Source organism: Pseudoduganella sp. RAF53_2 (assembly GCF_052113985.1).
Classification (GTDB): Bacteria; Pseudomonadota; Gammaproteobacteria; order Burkholderiales; family Burkholderiaceae_D; genus Rugamonas.
Genome location: NZ_JBFRDW010000933.1, coordinates 1 through 1,590, shown reverse-complemented (window position 1 = coordinate 1,590; position 1,590 = coordinate 1). Strand labels below are relative to the sequence as shown.

At 59.3% G+C, this 1,590-nt stretch carries 2 protein-coding genes; both read left to right on the top strand.

The genetic code is table 11. The features are described from left to right. Positions 1-472 (top strand): glycoside hydrolase family 43 protein (locus AB4Z11_RS31155; protein WP_442029970.1); only part of this gene is annotated, 472 nt, incomplete at its 5' end. After that, positions 473-1,534, top strand: coding sequence for an aldose epimerase family protein (locus AB4Z11_RS31150; RefSeq protein WP_442029968.1), 1,062 nt, complete (start codon positions 473-475; stop codon positions 1,532-1,534). Positions 1,535-1,590: the final 56 nt, after the last annotated feature.

The following is a 1,590-nucleotide window of genomic DNA, read 5'->3' as shown; positions in this document are numbered from 1 at the left end:
CCTGTACATCGCGCCGATGAAAACGCCGTGGCAGATCGAAGGCAAGCCGGTCATGCTGAGCAAGCCGGAATACGACTGGGAGATCCGGGGCTTCTGGGTCAACGAAGGGCCGTCGGTACTCAAGAAGAACGGCAAGATCTTCATCAGCTATTCCGCCAGCGCGACCGACGAGAACTACGCCATGGGCCTGCTGTGGGCCGATGAGAATGCGGACTTGCTGGACCCGGCCTCGTGGCACAAGTCGGATCAGCCGGTGCTTCAATCCTGCTTCGAGCACAAGATTTATGGACCGGGCCATAACAGCTTCACGGTCGCGGAAGATGGGGCAACCGTGCTTCTCGTCTATCATGCAAGGACTTATACTGAGATCGTTGGCGATCCACTGTGGAATCCGGACCGCCACACTTTTGTTAAACCTTTGCGCTGGGACGAACAGGGCATGCCGGTTTTCGGACGCCCATCGATTGCATAAATGGAATTAAGCATCACTCAAGAGCCTTTCGGCGAGACCCCGGAAGGCCTGCCGCTCAGTCTTTACACGCTGCGCAACCGGAACGGCATGACCGTCAAGATCACGAACTATGGCGGCATCATCACCGAGCTGCATGTGCCGGATAAGCATGGCCGCCTGGCGGACGTGACCACCGGTTATACCAAAGCCGATTCGTATTTCGCCGACCAGAACTTTTTCGGCGCCCTGATTGGCCGTTACGGCAACCGTATCGGGCGTGGCCGCTATCAGCTGGACGGCGAATCGGTGCAGCTCGACATCAACGATGGCGAGAACCATCTGCACGGCGGTCCGCGCGGCTTCCACAAAGTAGCCTGGCATGCGGTGCCGGTGGTGGCTGACCTGTCCATCGGCCTGAAGCTGACTCACCGCAGCCGTGACGGCGACCAGGGCTATCCGGGCAATCTGGACGTGACGGTCATGTATGAGCTGAACGATGCCAACGAGCTGCTGATCAAGTTCCACGCGACCACGGACAAGGCCACGCCGGTGAATCTGACGCATCACGCGTATTTCAACCTGGCGGGGGAGGGCAGCATCCTCGATCATCAGCTGGTGATCAATGCTGAGCGCTATACGCCGATCGATTCCCAATCCATTCCATTGGGTCCGCTGGCCGACGTGGCAGGCACGCCGTTCGATTTCCGCACTACGCGCACCATCGGTGAGTACATCAATGATGAGGACGAGCAGCTGGACAATGGCCGCGGCTATGATCACAACTTCGTGCTGGTGAAACCGGAGCCGCACACCATGTCGCTGGCCGCCATTCTGCGCGAGCCGGCGTCGGGCCGGGTGCTGGAACTGTATACCCAGGAGCCGGGCGTGCAGTTCTACAGCGGGAATTTCCTCGATGGCTCGCTGGTCGGCAAGGGCTGGCAATACGGCTATCGGGGCGCGCTGTGCCTGGAGCCGCAGCACTACCCCGATTCGCCGAATCAGCCGGAATATCCGAATACCATTTTGCGGCCGGGGGAGGTTTACGAAACGAAGTCGCTGTACCGGTTCACGGTCCAGGGCTAGGCGCACGGCGGGTTTCACACCCGCCGTTTTTTATTTGGCGCTGAGCGATATATTTT

Bases quoted from the DNA above. Each gene is read 5' to 3' on its own strand.
- AB4Z11_RS31150 (WP_442029968.1), top strand. From the start codon at position 473: ATGGAATTAAGCATCACTCAAGAGCCTTTCGGCGAGACCCCGGAAGGC.